Origin of the sequence: Synoicihabitans lomoniglobus (genome assembly GCF_029023725.1) — a bacterium.
Classification (GTDB): domain Bacteria; phylum Verrucomicrobiota; class Verrucomicrobiia; order Opitutales; family Opitutaceae; genus Actomonas; species Actomonas lomonigloba.
The window spans coordinates 1,150,389-1,168,759 of the sequence record NZ_CP119075.1 but is presented as its reverse complement, the minus strand read 5'-3'; the positions used below and the strand labels follow the sequence as shown (position 1 = coordinate 1,168,759).

Here is an 18,371-nt window from a genome sequence, read left to right as displayed (position 1 = left end):
GCTGCATTCCGCATGGCCGTCAAAACGCTCTACTTTCCCAATCCCCGCCATCTCAACCAACTCTACGCGAGCCGGGCGGAAAATCTAGGCTACGCGGAACGCATCCTCGACGCCAAACTCACCACCCGGGAGGACTGGCTCAAAGTCGATGGGGCCGACGAAACGATTCGCCGCATCGAGCAGTTGTTCGGCTTTCTCAACGACGCCCGGCAACAGGGGGTCGCGATTCAATCGCCCGACTTTCGACGCTTCGTCGACATGGTCGCCCGCGATGAGGCCGAGCAGTTGGCCGAACTGTTTGCGAAGCCACTCGTCATTACAACCAATCGCAAATCGATCGTCCCCAAAACGCTCGGGCAAAAGCTCTACCTGCAATCGCTGCAACACTGCTCCGTGGTCTTTGGGCTCGGCCCCGCCGGCACCGGCAAAACCTACCTCGCCGTCGCTCACGCCATCTCCGCCCTGCTGCGCAACGAGGTGGAACGCATCATCCTCACGCGTCCGGCGGTCGAAGCCGGCGAAGCCCTCGGTTTCCTGCCGGGCGATCTGCGCGAAAAAATCCTCCCCTACCTGCGCCCGCTCTACGATGCCATGGCCGACATGATGTCGGGCGAGGATGTCGAGAAGCTCACTGAGCGCGGCATCATTGAAATCGCTCCGCTCGCCTACATGCGCGGCCGCACGCTTTCCAACGCCTACGTCATCCTCGACGAAGCCCAGAACACCACGTCCGAACAGATGATGATGTTCCTCACCCGCCTCGGTGAGGGTTCGCGTATGATCATCACCGGAGACACCACCCAAGTGGATCTCCCGCGCTCCAAAACCTCCGGCCTGCTGGAGGTGAGCCGTATTCTGCACGACATCGACGGCATTGCTTTCCACGAGTTCAGCGGTGCAGATGTGGTGCGCCATCCGATCGTGCAGCGCATCATCGCCGCCTACGACCATTACAAAAATCCCATGAACGCCAACGACGCTTCCGACGTCTGACGCGTCAGAGACCTTCCGTCCTTCGACTCGACCCGTGTCTTTTCTACCCAAATTCAAGCTGCTGCGCGGCGGCAAAGCGCCCCGCCGGGTGCGCAAGCGCGAAGCCCCTCCGGGCCTCGTTCAGTTTCTGGAACAGAGCCGCGTCATCGCCGCCCTGATCTTTTTTGCCACGGTCGCGGCCATCGTGCTCATCAGCTTCGTGGGCGTGCGGTCGATCGACGTGCCGGTGTTGCCCAATCAGTCGGCTCCCGTGCGCATCGTGGCCAACGACTCTTTCAGCTACGAGAGCGCCGAGTTGACCGCCATCCAACGCGAGCAGATCCGCGACCGCATCCCGCCGGTCTACCGGTTGGAGTTCGAACCCCTCACGCAGTTCGAGACCCACATTCACGATCTGCTCGAGGAGTTTGAACGTTTCGAACAGACGTTCCCCGCCGACGCCGCCTCGTCGCCGGCCGCTCACGAACAGCTCGAGCTCATCACGTCCGCATTCAATGCCGCCGGCCCTTACCGCACCACCGTCGCCGACCTGCGCGCCCTGTTGTTTTTGGGCAACGCCGCGCAACGTCGCACCGTGGTCGAAAACGCGCTGCTCGTGCTGCGCGAGATCTACGCCCAGGGGGTGCACGATGACGGCGCCATGGCCGCCTCCTCGCGCAACGGCGACGTCACGGTTTTCCAAATTTCCCAGGCCGATGAGGTCACCAACCAGGCCGTCGAGTCCATGGAGGACGCGCTCACCCTGCTGCGCATCAATCTCGCGGCGGAGGGGGTCGGCCGACCGACCACATTGTCGTTGTTCCGCATCTTCCGCAATGGCGTGACGCCCAACCTCGTCTACGACCAGCCCGCCACCAAAACCCTGCAGCAACTGGCCATCGCCAATCTACAAGCGGTCACGGTCGAGGTGCAACGGGGCCAAACCATCATCGAACCCGGCACCCGCGTAACTCCCGAACAATACGAGATGCTGGTCGCCCACCGCGAACACGTGCTGCAGTCGGGCGACGCCCAGATCGACGAGGGGCTGCAACTTCTCGGGCGTGTGCTGCTCGTGCTCGCCATGGTATTGGCCTGCACCATTTACATTCGGCTGGAGGACATCGAAACCCTGCGCAGCAACAGCCGTCTCGGACTGCTCGCTCTCGTCGTCATGCTGAATCTCACCGCCGTGCGCGGAAGCTACGAGCTCAACTCCCTGCCTTATTTCATCGCCCATTCGAGCGCGGCGTCGCTGTTGCCCTACATCGCTCCGACCGCCCTCGCACCGATCATCGTGGCGCTGCTGATCGACGCGGGATCGGCTGTGTTCATGGCCCTGTTGATCTCGATTTTCACCGGCGTCATTTACGGCAATCGGCTCGACCTGTTGGTGATCACGTTCCTTGCGTCGATGGTGGCGATTTTTTGCGCCCGCCAGACCCGCAAACGCGGCTCGATTGTGCGCGCCACGGCACTGGGCGGCGTGGTGGTCGCGACGTTTGCCATGTTGATCGGCATCACCGACCGATTGCCCCCCATCAGCGTGATGCAGCAGATGACGGCTGGTCTCGTAACCGGACTCCTCACCGGCGTCGTCGTGGTTGGCATTCTGCCCATGGTGGAATCGCTCTTCAAACGCACGACCGATATCACCCTGCTCGAGCTCACCGATTACAACCATCCGCTGCTCCGGCGCATGCAGATGGAGGCACCCGGCACGTATCACCATTCGCTCGTCGTCGCGCAGCTCGCCGAAAACGCCGCCGACGCCATCGGAGCCAACGCCCTGCGCGCTCGCGTCTGCGCCCTGTTTCACGACATCGGCAAAATGGTGAAACCGGAGTATTTCACCGAAAATCAACGCGAGGGCGTCAACCCGCACGATTTTAACAACCCGTCGCTGTCGGCGCTCATTATCAAGAGCCACGTGAAGGAGGGCGTGGATCTCGCGCTGCAACATCGTCTGCCGAGGGTCGTCGTCAACGTGATCCGCCAACACCACGGCACCTCGCTCATTCGTTATTTCTTCTACCGCGCGATGGGCGCGATCAAATCGCCCGGGGCCTCGCACGCTCCGTTCGGCACGCCGCCCAAAACGGCCACCCCGGCGAGCAACGACCCTTCCCTGCCCGGACTGGAGCCCGTGCCGGTCAGTGAGACGACCTACCGTTACGACGGCCCCCGGCCTCAGTTCAAGGAATCCGCCATCATTCTCATGGCCGACAGCTGTGAAGCCGCCTCGCGCTCCCTCGCCAAAGTCACGCCGCAGGGTCTCGACGATCTCATCGATAAAATCGTGGCGGACCAAATCGCCGACGGTCAACTCGACGAATCGCCGCTCACCTTCGCCGAAGTGACCCGCATCAAGAGCAGCTTCAACTTCACCCTGCTCAACATGCTCCACTCCCGCGTGGCCTACCCCACCGACGCCGGCGGCACCAAACCCGGCAACACCGCCGAGGCGTGAAGCAGATCAAGTGAGAACTCAGAAGTGTTAAGTAAGAACAAACCGCGCTTCCTGATTTCTTACTCCGAACCTCTTCTGATTTCATACTTCCAGCATGCCTCGCGAGATCGCCATCAACAACGCCCACCCGCGACTGCGGCTTGATCGCAAGGCCATCCGCGCCGCGATTGAACTGCTCGATCGCCACGCCAAGCGCTTTCTCGATGGACCGTTGCCGGGCGAACTTTCCATCGCGTTTTTAACCGACCCCGCCATCGCGCGCCTGCACGCGGATTTCCTCGATGACCCCACCGCCACCGACGTCATCACCTTCGAAGGTGAACCGGCTTTCGGCACGGCCGGCGAGATCTGCGTCTCGGCTGATACCGCCGCGAGCTACGCCGCGAAAAAGGGCCACGATTTCAGCGAGGAACTCACGCTTTACGTCGTGCACGGCTGGCTGCACCTCGCCGGCTACGACGATCTCGAACCCGCCAAAAAACGCCGCATGCGCGCCGCCGAAGCTCGCGCGGTGAATATCTTGAAAGAAGCCGAAGCGTGCCCGCGTTTCAGTTGGAAACAATGACCCCGCTGTCCCCTTTTTCTCGGAACTCATCGGCCTCTGACACTCTGAGTCCCTGCTCCGCCTGTTGACTATGCATGCTTCCGCTTTGATCCCTGCCTTTATTTGTCTCATCGCCACTAGCGTATCTCTCCCGGCTTTACCCGATCTGGATGAAGTGGGCATTCCGGTCAGCGTTGCGGGCAAAGTAACCACCGAGGTGGAACTCGGGGCTGATCCCGGATTCGATATGATCATACCCGTTGAGCCGGCCCCTGCGACGGTGATCACGCCCGGCAGCCGCTTGGTGGTCCGCCTGGCGGCAGCGTTTGGGGACGTCACTGACGTGAACTGGTATCACGGCGGGACGCTGATCGCCTCCAACCAATCCACATTGGTCATCGAATCAGCCAGCCCTGATAATTCCGGCCGCTATCGGGCCACGTTCTCCGGCCACAGCAGGTTCAGTGCGACGACGCCGCAAGCAATTCTGATCGCCACCACGGACCGCCACCGCTTGGTCAATCAATCCACCCGGGTGACGATCTCCCCCAGTTCTCCGACCGCCACTTTTGGGTTCGTGATCAGTCCTCCCGCCGCAGGTTCCTACTATGGACAACGTGTCTTGATTCGGATCGTGGGACCCGATCTTGCCGACTTCGGCGTCGAGAATCCGCTGTCTGACCCGCTCTACACTCTCCATGACGCGAACGGCGGTGATATCACTCCGGGAATGATATTTCCCGCCGTAATTTACGAAGACGGAAGCACGCCTCAGTCCCGCTACGTTGCAACCGTAGCCGAGCAGGCGCGAATCGTCGGCGCATTCCCGATCGATGCGGCGGTGCAATATCCCGTCACTTCGCGCAGTGTGGCCGATGCTCCCAACTTAACCGCCGGGGCCTACACGCTCACCGTCACGTCCGCTTCGGGCGGCACGGGCGACGTGCTCGTGGAAATTTATGAAGTGAGGACCGAAGGGTTCAGCTACCCGATCTCCCCCTAACCGGCTAGCGGCACGTCCCGCACCTTTCCGCGCACTTGCACTTGCGGGATCGCGGCGTCGGGGCACGCTGACGGTTTCATGCCGAAACCGCCCAAGTCCAAGTTCACCTCCGCGCGCAATGCGTTCCTCTCGGGCCTGCTCCTGCTGGCCCCGCTCGCGGTCACGTGGGTGGTGTTTTCCTGGTTGGTCGATCGGGTCGGCGGCACGTTCCGACCGTTCTTCTTCTTTGCCGTCCCGGACAACCTGCGTCAGGAGAGCTTGGAGATCGTGTGGAATGTCCTGGCCACGCTGATCGTCGTCCTGCTCGTCACGACCCTCGGCGTGGTCTCGCGCTACGTCTTCACCGCTTACTTCGGCCGGACCGCCGAGCGCGTGATCAATAACATTCCCGGAGTCGGATCGGTTTACCGCACGGTGAAGCAAATCGTCGACACGTTCAGCGCCCAAAAACGCAACGTGTTCGAGAAGGTCGTGCTTGTGGAATATCCCGCCCCGGGCTCTCACGTCGTCGGCTTCCTCACCAACCGCGCCAAGGGGGAGCTGCAGCATCGCACCGAGTCCGAACTGTGGACCGTGTTCATTCCCACCACGCCCAATCCGACGTCCGGTTTTCTCATTTTTTATCCCAGCGAGAAGGTCACCGAACTGGACATGACCGTCGGTGACGCCATGAAACTCATCATCTCGGGCGGCACCGTCGTGCCGCCGTGGCCGCCGCCCGCGAAGACCCATCCTCCTCTGCCCGAAACGGCCGACGCTTCCTCCGCCTGATCACGTGGCCGGTCCCTCGCTCAGCACCGAGGTTTATATCTTGTCGAAGGCTCCGCTGAAGGAAGCCTTTCAGCCGAGCGTCGCCTACTCCGCCGAACACGGCACCCTGCGCGTGCTGCAACGCATCCCGCGTAAACCCACGCCCACCCACATCGGCTTGGATCTTTTCGATCACGTTGCGCTCATGCTCGATGCCGGTTCAGCCGGCACGTGGTTTGTGAAAGAGGTGCGCCTGCTGCATCGCCACAGCGGGATTGGTCAAAATTATCGCCGACTCCAACATGCCTCCGCCTTTACCGCCATCATCGCGCGCAATCCCGTCCCCGAGGAAAGTCGCGACGCCGTCGCCGGTTTGATTGCCACGGCGCTCGGTGCGTTCGCCACCACAGACCGGCCCGACATCGTGGGTTTCAAGAGTCTCTACTGCTTCGCCCGCGACGAAGGCTATCCGCTCAAACAACAGTGGTTTCCCACGCTCCCCCGCGATGATCGCTCCGCCGTGGCCACCCTGTTGAATCAACCCGTGAATGAACAAACCGTCGCCCCCGCCCTCGTCACCCATTTGCACCACCACATGGAAGACTACCTGCGCGCCCACACCGACATCTTCGTCGACTAAGCGGTAGCGCGGTTTCGCCCGCCGCCGCTCGCCACCCCGCCGACTTCTCACTTCTAATTTCAAACTTCCCACTTCCTACTTAAAATGGACTTCGATCTCACCGCCCGCACCGCCCGACTCAGCGTTGGCGAACTCGCGGACTTTGCGGTCGGACCCCGCGACGGCGGCGAAGGTCAAAGCGGCATCTGGCGCGCTCAACTCGGCAGTTACTGGCACCGCGAACTGCAAACGCAGACCACCAGCGAAAACCCCGACGCGCATTTCGAAGTGGCGGTCGACGGCGAGGTCGCCCACCGCGGCTGGCGGATCTCACTCAACGGCCGCATCGACCAACTCGTGCCGCAAGGCGAGACGACCGTGCTGCGCGAAATTAAAACACTCACGAAAGCCGTGCCGGTGCCCGAGCCCGAACTGCGAGCCGACTACCCGCACTACTTTGCCCAGCTCGCCATCTACCTTTCCCTGCGCCGACTGTCCGCCCCCGAATCGGCGCTCCGCGGTGAACTGATCTTTGTCGAAGCCGGCAGTGGTCTTTCCCAAACGGTCCGCTTCACGCGCGAAGACGAAGCAATGTTCGACGCCCGGTTGGAACGACTGACGCAGTTCCTCGATCTGCATCGCCGCGCCCTGGAACGACGGCGCACGCTCACCTTTGCCCCGGCGTTTCCAGAATTGCGGCCCGGACAGGAAGATACCCGTCAGCAACTCGAAACCGCCCTCACCGCGCAACGCGTGGTCGCTTTCGAGGCGCCCACGGGTTTCGGCAAAACCGGCGTCATGCTGGAGACCGCCCTGGAGTCCCTGCGCTCCGGCTCCTGCGATCGCGTCATTTACCTCACCAGCAAATCCACCGGCCAACTCCAAGTCGTGCACACCCTGCAACGCATGACGGACCCCGCAGCTTGTCACCTAATAGGTGACAAACGATCGCAGGCGGAGCCCACGCGGCTCGCGGTGTGGCACGTGCGCAACAAGGGCGAACATTGCGTGAACACCACGTTTCACTGCGTGCGCGATCAGTGCCGGTTTATCCAGGATGTGGAGACGCGGTGGCCGGGCAGCGGCCTCGATCGTTTCCATCTGTTCGAAAACGAAGCGCGCGATTTGCCGACCTTGCGCGCCGCGGGTCGAGACGCCGGGGTCTGTCCTTACGAAATCACGCGCACCGCGCTGGCTTTCCAGGACGTGTGGGTCGGCGACTACAACTACGTCTTCGCGCCGCGCAACCGGGGCTTGTTCGAAAACCAACCCGGCTGGAATCCCGCCCGCACGATGCTCATCATCGACGAGGCCCACAATCTGCCCTCCCGCGTGGCCGACGCGCACTCCCACCGCATTACCGCCGCCGAAGCACGCGCCGTGCTCTCCGAACTCGATCATCAGCGGGCCCCGTCTTCGTTTCAACGGGCGTGGGAATCGTGGACCCTCCTGCTGAGTTCGCTGCGCGCGACCGAGGCACTCGATGCCCACGCCGAGGACGACGTGCTGGATGTGCTCACCCGCATTGCGGATCAACTCCCCACCATGCCGGTCGATTTCGCCGCCATGGGTCCCCAACTCGCGGATACGATCTGGCTGACCGCCGAGCTCGTCGACTGGTTGCGCAGCGTGACCCTGACCCGCCTGCTGTGGTCGCCGCGCGACACAGAGCTCAACTTCACGTGTCTCGACGCCGCACCCGTCACAGGCAGCATCCTGCGCACCTTTGGTCACGTCGTGTTGGCCAGCGCCACGGTCGGCCCCACCGATGCCCTGGCAGCCGCGGTCGGTCTCGATGCAAACGCGCTCGGTCGGGTCAATGCCCTCACACCGTGGCGCGATCACAGTTACGCCGTCGCGGTGGATCTGCGCGTCGACACCCGTTATCAGCAACGCCGACGCCACTTCAGCCGCACGGCGGAAACCGTGGCTCGATTGCACGCCGCCGCCACCGGCGCGCCCGTGGTGTTTTTTCCCAGCTACGCCTACGCGGAGACCATTGAGCGCCAACTCGATACCGACGGCCACGTCTTGCGGGTGGCGTTGCAGCCGCGTTTGCCCGACCTCGCCGCGCAATCCGCCTGGGTGGAGCAATCACTCGCGCTCGCCGATGTGCTGTTTCTCGTGCTGGGCAGCAGTTTCGCCGAAGGCATCGACATGCTCGGAGGTCGGGTGACGCATGCCATGGTGGTCGGTCCCGCCTTGCCCGAGGTCAACGCGCGTCAACGCGCTCGGCTCACGGAACTGGAGCGCCAGGGCGTGTCGCGCGACGATGCCTTCGATCGCGTCTACCGCATCCCCGGGTTGCAAAAAGTGAACCAAGGACTCGGCCGTCTCGTGCGCGCTCCCGGACAACGCACGCAGGTGCTGCTGCATTGCCAGCGATTCATCGAGCCCGGTTTCGCTCGATTGTTGGCCAAGGACTATCAGTTCGGCACGCATATCCCGGACGACGCGGCGCTGGAGGAGTGGCTCGTGACGAGCGCGTAGGTCCGACCATTGGCTCGGTCGGTCGGGGTCCTACGCAAGTGTGCGTATGGTGGGTTTGCTCCACCTGCAATATGATGGCGATGGCTCAACTCTCGCCCTCAACACGCTAAATCCTATGTTAACGAAACTCTCCCTCCTGCCCGGTTTCCGGCGGCTGCTTTTGGCCGCAGTCGCGGGCTTTCTGCTCCCCGCGAGCCTGCTCGCGCAGGCGGAATTCGCCGGCCGCTACGTCGGCTCCATGAACACCATCGTCAGTGCCGGTGGCTTCAATCTGGAATCCGGCATCGGCGTGTATTTCGCCGACGTGGAAGCAAACGGCAGCATCAATTTCAACGGTGTGCTTACGGGCACCGTCTCGGCCAGCGGCGCGGTGACCTTCACCGGCGGCTCCCAATTTGCCAACATGGGCATCACCTCCGCCACCATTTCCGGCGGCACCATCAGCTCCGAATACGGTTCCTTGGTCGCCAACGGCACGACCCGATACCGGATCAACGCCAGCACCGGCTACACGGCGGCGGCGGGTGCCGGAGGTGGTTCCGGCGGAGGAGGTGGCGGTTCCGGCGGCGGTGGCGGCGGCACCACCGGGGACCTGCTCGCCTACTACTCCTTCGACAACCCTGCCAACCCCTTCAACGACGACTCCGGCCGCGGCGTGACGCTCGCGCCGGTCAATGGTTCACCCACGTTGACCGCCGGCCGCGTCGGCAACGGCGCGCTTTCCACCAACGGAGTGCGCCTGCGCGCTTTGGTGAACAGCAGCTTCAGCACGACCACCGCGTCGATGTCCTACTTCATCAAAATCACCGGCGCGGGCAACTGGAACCCCCGCGTGGTCGCGGTGCAAAAACCCGGCACCTCCACGCACTACTACGGCTCCTTCATTGCCGGCACCAGCACGGGACCGCGCAAACTCGCCAGCTACCATCTCACGGGCAACCGCGCCCGCATCTATGAAACTCCCGCCGCCTCCACTCTGGTCACCGCGCCAGACCCGGACTGGACCCACGTCGCCGTGACCCACGACGGCTCGACCGTCCGCATTTACCTCAATGGCGAGGTCGTGCTTACCCAAGCCAACGCCGGTGCCATCGACACGTTCTCCAGCGGCATGCTCTCCATCGCCGGTTCCGACAACGGCCTCGATCTCTTCCAGGGCGCACTCGACGAGATTCGCATCTTCAACCGCGAACTGACCGCCGCCGAGGTCACCACGCTCTCCACCGGCGGCGCGGTCGGCACCGCCGTTTCCACGGAAGGTGCGACCGGCTCGATCAGCTACGATGTGATCGCCGCGCCCAACAATCTCGTCGGTTACCGCAATCGCGTCGGTCAATCCCTTCAGTTCTCCATCACGGGCGCGCTCAGCGGTTCCGTCTGGGGCAGCGGGATCTACACAGATGACAGTTCTCTCGCCAAAGCCGCCGTCCACGCCGGGGTGGTTTCCCCCGGCCAAACCAAGACCGTCACCGTCAATATCGTGGCCGGTCAAAGCAGCTACCCCGCCTCCACCGCCAACGGAGTCACGACCAGCAGCTGGGGCGCGTGGGGTGGATCTTACTCCTTCGCCGATGCTTCCGGCGTGACCATTGGTCAAGTCGCCACGACCGCGCCCGTGACCGCCGCCAACTTCAGCGTGGTCAACACCAGCATCGCGCTCGGCCAACGCTTGGTATTGCCGATCCAGATCGATGGTGTCGGCCCCTTCACCTACCAATGGTTCCTCAACGGTGTCGCCATCAACGGTGCCACGGCCAACCCCTACGTGATCAATTCCGTCACCGCCGCCTACGCCGGCAGCTACTCCGTGCGAGTCGCCAACGTTGCCGGATCCAACACCTACACCGTCGGCTCGGTCGCCGTGAACGGAGCGGGTGCCCCCACGTTCGTGCTGCAACCTTTCGACAAGGTTGTCGCTCCCGGCGGCACCTTCGCCCTGGCCGCCTCCGCCGCCGGTTCCGGCCTGAGTTACCAGTGGTTCCGTAACGGCACCGCCCTCTCCGGCGAAACCGGCTCGATTCTGCTCCGCAACAACGCCAGCGCCAACGATGCCGGCAGCTACACCGTGCGGGTCACCAACAGCGGCGGCAGTGTGACGTCGCAAGCCGCCACCGTGTCACTGAGTGCGACCGCTTCCACCCTGCGCAATATCTCGGTGCGCACCAACGCCGCCAATGGTCAGGTCATCACCCCGGGCTTCGTCATCCGCGGCACCGGCACCAAGCGTGTGCTCATCCGCGCCATCGGCCCGGGACTCACCCAGTTCGGACTCACCGGCGTGATGCCCAACCCCAAGGTCACCGTGTATGATTCCAATCAACAAGTCGTCGCCAGCAACGACGACTGGAATGCCGCCACCGCCACGGCCATCTCGGCCGGAGTCGGCGCCTTCGCCATCACCCCGGGCAGCCTCGATGCCGCCCTCGTCGTCGATCTCCCCGCGGAAAACGCCTATACCGCGCAAATCACCGGATCCGATGGTCAGGGCGGCCTCGTCATCCTCGAGGTCTACGACGCCGACGAGGCACCGACTTCGAAACTCGTCAACGTCTCCGTGCGCAGCAACGCCGACAGCGGCAACGACGCGCTCATCATGGGCGTCAGCCTGCAAGGCACCGGCAAGCGCACCCTGCTCATCCGCGGCATCGGACCGACCCTCGGCGGCTTCGGGGTCGCCGGCACGATCGTCGATCCGCAGCTGACGATCTTCGACAGCGCCCAGCGTTCGGTCCTTACCAACGACAACTGGAGCAACGCCGACTTCGTCTACGAGTTGTTGGAAGCCACCAACTTCGTGGGCGCATTCGCCCTCGGAGCCGGCACCAACGACTCCGCCACGTTGTCCCTGCTCGATCCCGGCAACTACACCATCCAGATCACGCCCACCGACGGCAACGACGGTGAAGCCCTCGCCGAAATCTACGAAGTGCCGTAAAGCCTCTACCGTTGGACTCACCCTCAGGTGACATAACCGCCCCGCCCTCACCGGCGGGGCGGTTTTATTTTGTCCGACAATCGTTCTCGTTCTCTGAATCGTTCTCGTTCTCTTTTTTAACCCTGCCGCAAAGCCAACGAGAACGATTCACCGCCCATGTCCGAGCCGACCCTTTACACCGACCAACCCCCTTCCCCCCAAGCTCTCGTCGACTTGTTCAAAGGCGAGTGGTCTACCCGTTTCCCGGCTGCGGTCGGCGTTGAAACCGGCGGCACCGCCGGCCTCTGCGAGGACGAACGCGTCACGTGGGCCCTCACCCAGCTCGCCGCGCACGGTCACGCCATTGCCGACGCCACCACGCTCGAAGTCGGCCCGCTGGAAGCCGGCCATACCTACATGCTCGAACAGGCAGGAGCTGCGACCGTCACGTCCGTCGAATCAAACGCGCGCTCGTTTCAAAAATGCCTGCTCGTCAAAGAGCTCATGCAGCTCAACCGGACCCGCTTTCTCTACGGTGACATTCTCGGTCACCTGGAGACGACGAACGACACCTACGACATCGGCATCGCCTGTGGCATCCTCTATCACATGACCAATCCGGTGCGGCTGATCGAGTTGCTCACCCAGCGCTGCCGGAGCGTCTACATCTGGACCGTCTTCTACGATCCCGACTTCTATCGCCAAAATCCCGACAAAGCCGAGAAATTCTCGGCCACCGCCACCACCAACCACGCAGGTTACACCCACACCCTGCATCGTCACGAATACGGCGAAGCCCTGGAGTGGAAGGGCTTCTGCGGCGGTCCCCGCCCGCATTGCCAATGGATGGAACGCGATCAGATCCTCGGGGCTCTCGCCCACTTCGGCTTCACGAAACAAACCGTGCGCGACGAGCCGAATCCCCACGGCAGCGCCCTTAGCGTGGTCGCGTCGCGTTAGGATAAGAGTAGCTCGCGCCCACTCGACCGAGAGCGATCACCAAATCCGCCCCCTCGGTCCCCACCGCCCCCAACCTTCGGCCTGTTTCCCGAGCCCCCCCCCGCGAGTCGCTTTGCCCCAAAAGTTCGTAATACGAACATTCGAGGCACGAAACTGACGACGGTGACAGCCGGACGTTGGCCGGAATAGGGCTTGGGAGGGGCGGTCCGACCGTTCGCGAGTGCGAGAGCGCAGGCTACCGCGGCGGGAAACGCGGTGCCTGCCCGTCATTCCCATCACTTTCGTTTTGGTCATCGACCGGGCCGTTTTCACTTCCCGCTTTACCCCACGGGGTGCTCACGGCAAAACCGGCACCCGTGCCTGCGCCGCTGACTTTCGACGCCCCCGAACTCCACGCCGCCATCGAGCGGCTGGCCACCGCCATTGAATCCCGCCATGGCGTCAAGCCGCCCGTCGTGCTCGCCGGCATCGCCAATGGCGGTATCGAACTCGCCCAGCGTCTCGGCCGCCGTCTGGGGGTGCCCACCGCCCAGCTCAACCCCGCCTTTCATCGCGACGACATCGGCCGTAACCCCATTCCCGGCGACACTCAGCCGTCTATCATTCCCTTCGATATCACGGGGCGGACCGTCGTCATCGTCGACGACGTGCTGCACTCCGGTCGCACGTTGAAAGCTGCCATTGACGAACTCTTTGACTGGGGCCGACCCGCCGCCGTGGAGCTGGCCATCCTCATCGATCGCGGCGGACGGAAAATGCCTTTCGCCGCCGACTATGTCGGTCTCACGGTCACGCCCACCGATCGCCAAAAGGTCAACGTCTTCCTGGATGCGACCGACCCGTCCCGCGACACCGCCTCCATCACCGCTCTCAAATCGTAATCACTCTGATGTCCTGGAATCGACGCCACCTGCTCACCCTCGAGGAACTTTCCCTCGCCGAGCTCGACCAAATTCACGCCACCGCTGCCTCCTTTAAAAAAATCCTCACCCGCAGCGTGAAGAAAGTCCCCGCCCTCCGCGGCAAGACGATCGTCAATCTCTTCCTCGAGCCGAGCACCCGCACGCGCATGGCGTTCGACATGGCCGCCAAGCGCCTCTCGGCCGATACCATCTCGCTCGACGCTAAAAGCTCCTCCACGACCAAGGGCGAATCGCTCCGGGACACCGCCCAAAACATCGAGGCTTTGCAGGCCGACATGATCGTGGTGCGCCACTCCGCACCGGGCTCTCCGCTCTACCTTTCCAAGATTCTCGGCATCCCCGTAATCAACGCCGGCGACGGTGCCCACGAGCACCCTACTCAAGGCCTCCTCGACACGTTCACCATGCGCGAGCGACTCGGCAGCCTCAAAGGCCGACGCGTCGTGATCCTCGGCGACATCCTCTACAGCCGCGTGGCTCGCTCGAACATTCAGGCCCTCAAAACCTTCGGTGCGGATGTCACGCTCGTCGGACCTTCGACCCTCGTGCCCAAGCACCTTGAAGCGCTGGGCGTGACGGTCTCGCACGATTTGCGGTCCGCCCTGGCCGACGCCGAGGTCGTCATGTTGCTGCGCATCCAGCACGAGCGCCAAAACGCGGGCATGTTTCCCTCCATCGGCGAATACACCTCGATGTTCGGGCTCAACCAACAACGCGCCGCGTGGTTGCACCCCAACGCCATCATCATGCACCCCGGCCCGATCAACCGCGGCGTTGAGATCGACAGCGAACTCGCCGACGGTCCCCGCAGCGTGATCCTCGACCAAGTCACCAACGGCATCGCGGTCCGGATGGCCGTGCTTTACCTCTGCGCCGGGGGCCAACCCGAATACGTCACGCCCACCGGCTGACGGCCGTCTTCTCTCGTTCCCGTTCTTCGTTCTCGTAATCGTTCTCGATGCCTTTTCCTCCGTTCATCACACCACTCCACTGGTTCGAGAACGAGAACGATTAAGAGAACGAAGAACGATTATCACTTTCCATTTTCTTCCACCATGCCCGCTCTCTGGATTCAAAACGCCCGTGTCATCGACCCCGCCAACAAGCGCAACGCCGTCGGCGATCTCTTCGTTAAAAACGGTCTGATCGTCGCCGATCTTTCCGCCGCCGACAAAAAGAAGGCCAAGGTCATCGACGGCACCAACCTCGTCGCCTGTCCCGGTCTCGTCGATATCCACGTTCACTTCCGCGAGCCCGGCCAGACCCACAAGGAAAACATCGCCACGGGTTCGCACTGCGCCGCCGCCGGTGGCTTCACCACCGTGGTCTGCATGCCCAACACGTCGCCGCCCGCGAGCAACACCGGCACGATCCAATACATCAAAGACGTCATCAAACGTGACGCGGTGGTAAAGGTGCTCACCACCGGCTGCATCACCGTCGACATGAAGGGCGAAGCCCTCGCTCCCATCGGTTCGCTCGCCAAGGCGGGCGTCGTCGCCATCACCGACGACGGTGACTGTGTGCAGAGCAACGAACTCATGCGTCGCGCCTGCGAATACGCCAAAATGTTCGAACTCCCCATCATGGACCACTGCCAGGACCACTCCATGACGGTCGACGCTGTCATGAATGAGGGCGAGGTCTCCGCTCGACTCGGCCTCAAGGGTTGGCCCAATGCCGCCGAGGATCTGATCGTCTCGCGCAACGCCATTCTCGCCACCTACACCGGCGCGCACATCCACATGCAGCACATTTCGTCGCGCAACGCCGTCGAGATCATCCGCCGCGCCAAGGATCGCGGCGTCTCCATCTCGGCCGAAGCCACGCCCCACCACATTGCGCTGACCGACAAATGCATCGAGGGCTATGACCCGAAGTTCAAGATGAACCCGCCGCTGCGCACCGCCGAGGACCAGGAGGCGATCATCGAAGGGCTGCGCGATGGCACGATCGACATCATCGCCACCGATCACGCGCCGCACACCGACTACGAGAAGGACAAGGAATTCGACTACGCGCCCAATGGCATCCTCGGTCTCGAAACCGCCCTGCCCGTCACGCTCGACATTCTGTTGCGCAAAAATCGTTTCTCCCTGCCCAAGGTTGTCGACCTCATGACGCGCAAGCCCGCCGACCTGCTCAAGCTGGCCGCCGGCACGCTTTCAGTCGGCGCCGCCGCCGACATTTGCCTCTTCGATCCGAAGGAAAAATGGACCTACGACGCACGCGCCGGTTTCTCCAAGTCTTCCAACAGTCCATGGGACGGCGAGGAACTGCAGGGCCGCATTAAAACCACCATCGTGGACGGCCGTGTGGTCTACGACGGCAAAAACGTGCGCAAGCGCTGACCGATCCGCGCCCCTCCGGCCGCCAAACTTACCCGTTTCGGACGTTGGCATCTGCGTTCGCATCGGTGTGATAGACCGCTTCGTCACCTGACATGCCCGCCGAATCCCTCGATCTTAACGTCCTCCTCGCGCTCTCCGGGCAGATCCTGATGCTGCTCTGCGGCGTGGGGGTGCTTTGGCGACTTATGTTCAGCGCCGAGGGACGCGCCGCCCAACGTGGTCCCAAACCCCTGCCGCCTTGGTCGATCAACGGCGCCGAGTTCGGCATGGCCGTGCTCGCCGTAGTGGCGGGCGGCATCGCGGGTCAGATCGCCGCCGTCCTGATCGCGGCGCAGCTCACCACGGATGAAAACGTCATGCTCACCATCGGCGGGGCCGGTTTCCAAGGTGGCCTGCTCGCCGGCGCCGGCATCGCGTATATTTCCATTCTCAAGCCCGCACAGCGCAACGCCGCTCGCGGCCACGACGAGCCGCCCGCGCTCCCCGGAACCAAGGCGGTGAATCTCTGGATCGCCGGCCCTTACACGCTTCTCGCCGCCATGCCGGTGTTGTTCGTCGTCAACTTGACGTGGGTCTTCTTGTTGGAATCACTCGGCCTGAGCGTCGAAAAACAAGAACTGGTCAACATTTTCGCCGAAACCGACTCTCCCATTGTGCTGATCGGCATGAGTTTTCTCGCCGTCGTCGTGGCCCCCTTGGTCGAAGAAGTCATTTTCCGCGCCGGTCTCTTTCGCTTTCTGCGCACCCGCCTGCCCCGTTGGGCGGCGTTTGTGCTGCCAGCCGCGATCTTCGGATCGTTGCATGGCAACCTCGTCGCGTTCATGCCGTTGTTCATGCTGGGGATCGTTTTCGCGGTCGCTTATGAGCGCACCGGTCGGATCAGTGTGCCGATTCTGGCTCACGCCTTGTTCAACTTGAACACCATCCTGCTACTCCTTGCCGGAGTGGAGGTCTGAGGAGGCGCAACCGTGTCTCCCTTCACCAAACAAAAATCCGCCGCCGTGTCGGCCTGGGGCGAAGTGCGTCTCATCCAGGAGATTCGGCGCTGGCTTGGAACGGCGACCCCGCGTTCGCCGGCCGGCATCGGCGATGACTGCGCCACGTTGGCTGGTTCGATGCGCGACCAACTGCTGACCGTCGACCCGGTGATCTACGGCGAACACTTCGATGACAACGTGCCCGCCAAAGGGGTCGGCGCCAAACTCTTCAATCGCAACATCAGCGACATCGCCGCCATGGGCGGTCGGCCCCGCGCGGCGGTGATCGCGCTGGCACTCAGCGACGACGTGAAGATCACGTGGCTGCGCGAGTTTTATCGCAGTCTCGCCGCGATTGCCCGGCTGCACCATGTGCCGATCATCGGCGGCGATATCGCCCACCAACCGGCCGGCATCACCGCGACCATGACGCTCATTGGTGAGGCCACCGAAAAACGCGTGCTGACCCGGCAGGGCGCAGCGGCGGAAGACTGGATTTTCACCACCGGTAAACTCGGAGGCAGTCGCCTGGGTTGGCATTGGAAATTCACCCCGCGACTGCTCGAGGGCCAATGGTTGGTCGCACGTCCCGATGTGCGCTCAATGATGGATGTGAGTGACGGCGTCGCCAAAGATATTTGGTCGCTCACTCCTCGCGGCTGCCGTCCTGCCCTCAACGCTGCGGCCATCCCTGTCAGTCGCTCGGCGCGCCTCGCCGCGACGACCAGTCAGCGCACACCGCTGGCCCACGCCCTGACCGACGGCGAGGACTACGAACTGCTCTTCACCGTCAACGGCAGCACCGACCCGGCGGAATTCATCACCGCCTGGCGGCAGCGATTCCGGAGCAAACTCAGCTGCATCGGCCAAATGCGCCGCAAGCGTTCGCGCCGGCGCGACGACGACGAAATCGATCTCGATTCCTACCATGGCTTCGAACATCTGCGATAAACTGCGCGCCGGTGTCGCCACGGGCAGTGCCGCAGCCACGCGCGCGCTTGCCACCGAACTGGCGGCGGCGCTGCCCGATGACACCGTGCTCGCGCTGCACGGCGACCTCGGCGTGGGCAAGACCACCTTTGTGCAGGGACTCGCCGCCGGTCTCGGTATCCATGATCCGGTGACAAGCCCCACGTTCAATCTCTACACGCTTTACCCCGGGCCCCGACGCCTGCTGCACCTCGATGCCTATCGCCTCGAAAACGGCGGCCAGGTCGACGCGCTGATGTTGGAGGACTTTCTCATCAGTCCCTGGATCGCAGCCATCGAGTGGCCCGAACGCATCGCCGACTGGATGCCGCCCGACGCATGGCATCTGGAACTCGGCATCACCGCCGACGAACAGCACACCCTGCGCTTGCGGTAGTTCGGCGCGTCGCGCCGAACCACCGTCACATC

General features: G+C 63.1%; 15 protein-coding genes. All 15 read left to right on the top strand.

Annotated elements, in window-relative coordinates:
* Positions 1–12 precede the first annotated feature (12 nt).
* A complete protein-coding gene (locus PXH66_RS04475) occupies positions 13–993 on the top strand; it encodes a PhoH family protein (protein ID WP_330931293.1) in 981 nt (326 codons plus the stop codon).
* A 34-nt stretch (positions 994–1,027) separates the two neighbouring features.
* Entirely contained in the window at positions 1,028–3,442 is a 2,415-nt protein-coding gene (locus PXH66_RS04470) for an HD family phosphohydrolase (RefSeq protein ID WP_330931292.1), read from the top strand.
* Between the two features lie 94 nt (positions 3,443–3,536).
* A complete protein-coding gene (gene ybeY / locus PXH66_RS04465) occupies positions 3,537–4,007 on the top strand; it encodes an rRNA maturation RNase YbeY (protein ID WP_330931291.1) in 471 nt (156 codons plus the stop codon).
* Positions 4,008–4,077: 70 nt separating this feature from the next.
* A complete protein-coding gene (locus PXH66_RS04460) occupies positions 4,078–4,989 on the top strand; it encodes an immunoglobulin domain-containing protein (RefSeq protein WP_330931290.1) in 912 nt (303 codons plus the stop codon).
* A gap of 78 nt (positions 4,990–5,067) precedes the next feature.
* On the top strand, positions 5,068–5,760 hold the full coding sequence (locus PXH66_RS04455; protein WP_330931289.1) for a DUF502 domain-containing protein: 693 nt from the start codon (positions 5,068–5,070) through the stop codon (positions 5,758–5,760).
* Between the two features lie 40 nt (positions 5,761–5,800).
* On the top strand, positions 5,801–6,379 hold the full coding sequence (locus PXH66_RS04450; protein WP_330932239.1) for a hypothetical protein: 579 nt from the start codon (positions 5,801–5,803) through the stop codon (positions 6,377–6,379).
* 84 nt (positions 6,380–6,463) lie between these two features.
* Positions 6,464–8,848, top strand: coding sequence for an ATP-dependent DNA helicase (locus PXH66_RS04445; RefSeq protein ID WP_330931287.1), 2,385 nt, complete (start codon positions 6,464–6,466; stop codon positions 8,846–8,848).
* Between the two features lie 115 nt (positions 8,849–8,963).
* Positions 8,964–11,783 carry a LamG-like jellyroll fold domain-containing protein gene (locus PXH66_RS04440; RefSeq protein ID WP_330931286.1) on the top strand — a complete coding sequence of 940 codons (2,820 nt, stop codon included), beginning with the start codon at positions 8,964–8,966 and terminating at the stop codon, positions 11,781–11,783.
* A 156-nt stretch (positions 11,784–11,939) separates the two neighbouring features.
* Complete coding sequence (locus PXH66_RS04435; protein ID WP_330931285.1) at positions 11,940–12,722, top strand: class I SAM-dependent methyltransferase; 783 nt, start codon at positions 11,940–11,942, stop codon at positions 12,720–12,722.
* Between the two features lie 356 nt (positions 12,723–13,078).
* On the top strand, positions 13,079–13,603 hold the full coding sequence (pyrR, locus tag PXH66_RS04430; protein ID WP_330931284.1) for a bifunctional pyr operon transcriptional regulator/uracil phosphoribosyltransferase PyrR: 525 nt from the start codon (positions 13,079–13,081) through the stop codon (positions 13,601–13,603).
* Between the two features lie 8 nt (positions 13,604–13,611).
* Positions 13,612–14,556, top strand: coding sequence for an aspartate carbamoyltransferase catalytic subunit (locus PXH66_RS04425; protein ID WP_330931283.1), 945 nt, complete (start codon positions 13,612–13,614; stop codon positions 14,554–14,556).
* Between the two features lie 144 nt (positions 14,557–14,700).
* On the top strand, positions 14,701–15,996 hold the full coding sequence (locus tag PXH66_RS04420; protein WP_330931282.1) for a dihydroorotase: 1,296 nt from the start codon (positions 14,701–14,703) through the stop codon (positions 15,994–15,996).
* Between the two features lie 92 nt (positions 15,997–16,088).
* A complete protein-coding gene (locus PXH66_RS04415) occupies positions 16,089–16,952 on the top strand; it encodes a CPBP family intramembrane glutamic endopeptidase (RefSeq protein WP_330931281.1) in 864 nt (287 codons plus the stop codon).
* Positions 16,953–16,964: 12 nt separating this feature from the next.
* Positions 16,965–17,924, top strand: coding sequence for a thiamine-phosphate kinase (gene thiL, locus PXH66_RS04410; protein WP_330931280.1), 960 nt, complete (start codon positions 16,965–16,967; stop codon positions 17,922–17,924).
* Positions 17,902–18,339 (top strand): tRNA (adenosine(37)-N6)-threonylcarbamoyltransferase complex ATPase subunit type 1 TsaE, encoded by a 438-nt coding sequence (gene tsaE, locus PXH66_RS04405; RefSeq protein WP_330931279.1) that lies wholly within the window; start codon positions 17,902–17,904, stop codon positions 18,337–18,339. The genes thiL and tsaE overlap by 23 nt, the downstream gene beginning before the upstream one ends.
* The last annotated feature ends 32 nt before the right edge of the window (positions 18,340–18,371 follow it).

What these genes read in the sequence shown, in the direction of transcription:
- tsaE (WP_330931279.1), top strand. Translation starts at nt 17,902, where the DNA reads ATGGCTTCGAACATCTGCGATAAACTGCGCGCCGGTGTCGCCACGGGC.
- PXH66_RS04435 (WP_330931285.1), top strand. Translation starts at nt 11,940, where the DNA reads ATGTCCGAGCCGACCCTTTACACCGACCAACCCCCTTCCCCCCAAGCT.
- PXH66_RS04420 (WP_330931282.1), top strand. Translation starts at nt 14,701, where the DNA reads ATGCCCGCTCTCTGGATTCAAAACGCCCGTGTCATCGACCCCGCCAAC.
- PXH66_RS04460 (WP_330931290.1), top strand. Translation starts at nt 4,078, where the DNA reads ATGCATGCTTCCGCTTTGATCCCTGCCTTTATTTGTCTCATCGCCACT.
- ybeY (WP_330931291.1), top strand. Translation starts at nt 3,537, where the DNA reads ATGCCTCGCGAGATCGCCATCAACAACGCCCACCCGCGACTGCGGCTT.
- PXH66_RS04455 (WP_330931289.1), top strand. Translation starts at nt 5,068, where the DNA reads ATGCCGAAACCGCCCAAGTCCAAGTTCACCTCCGCGCGCAATGCGTTC.
- PXH66_RS04445 (WP_330931287.1), top strand. Translation starts at nt 6,464, where the DNA reads ATGGACTTCGATCTCACCGCCCGCACCGCCCGACTCAGCGTTGGCGAA.
- PXH66_RS04475 (WP_330931293.1), top strand. Translation starts at nt 13, where the DNA reads ATGGCCGTCAAAACGCTCTACTTTCCCAATCCCCGCCATCTCAACCAA.
- PXH66_RS04440 (WP_330931286.1), top strand. Translation starts at nt 8,964, where the DNA reads ATGTTAACGAAACTCTCCCTCCTGCCCGGTTTCCGGCGGCTGCTTTTG.
- PXH66_RS04415 (WP_330931281.1), top strand. Translation starts at nt 16,089, where the DNA reads ATGCCCGCCGAATCCCTCGATCTTAACGTCCTCCTCGCGCTCTCCGGG.
- PXH66_RS04425 (WP_330931283.1), top strand. Translation starts at nt 13,612, where the DNA reads ATGTCCTGGAATCGACGCCACCTGCTCACCCTCGAGGAACTTTCCCTC.